This window comes from Microcystis sp. T1-4 (genome assembly GCF_000297435.1).
In the GTDB taxonomy this organism is placed as follows: domain Bacteria; phylum Cyanobacteriota; class Cyanobacteriia; order Cyanobacteriales; family Microcystaceae; genus Microcystis.
In genome coordinates this window covers 1-706 of the sequence record NZ_CAIP01000361.1, presented here as the reverse complement: position 1 = coordinate 706, position 706 = coordinate 1, and the positions used below count along the sequence as shown (strand labels likewise).

Below are 706 nucleotides of genomic sequence, written 5' to 3'. Positions count from 1 at the left end.
ACCTGGGAACCCTCAGTTATAGTCTGACTCCCCCTCTAGCACCTCCAGTCCTACAAGAATATTTAGACTCAGTGGGAGGGGATGATAGTGATGATTACTTCAAATTCAGCTTAGATGCGACACGGAATGTCGAATTTGATTTATACTTACCCAGTGGTCTCAGTATTGAGGTTTTAGACAGTAGTGGCAACATTCTTGAGAGTGCCAGTAATGCCAATTCCTACAGCAGTTATTTTTCCTTCAAAGAAAACTTGGACGCAGGGACTTACTATCTCCATTTATCGAGCAGTAATAGTGCGGCAACAGTTTATGACTTCGATTTAGTGGTAGCACCGCAGGACAATGGTGGAGAATCGGGGGAATCGGTCAATGTGGGAACGTTAACAGCCACACCCATTGTTAAGACAGATTATCTGTACAATAGGCCTAACTATGATCAGGATTACTATCAATTTACCCTGAGTGAAAACAGCACGGTTACTTTTGAGTTAACCGATGATAGCAATGCTTACACCGGTCTATATTTGTATAGCGGAACGAATAGTTATGGCTCTTCCATTGCGAGTCTGTATAATGGGAGTAATGAAACAACAAAGACCTTAGAAAGGACTCTGGCGGCTGGGGTTTATACATTTTACTTATATGGCTCTGGAAGCTCAGGCTCTCCCGATTATCAATCTATTCCTACTAGCTATTCCCTCAGTTT

Annotated in this window: 1 protein-coding gene; it reads left to right on the top strand. The window is 42.5% G+C overall.

What is annotated here, in order from left to right:
* Positions 1 to 706: pre-peptidase C-terminal domain-containing protein (locus MICAI_RS17285; protein ID WP_039900458.1), on the top strand; the 706-nt coding region annotated here is incomplete at both ends.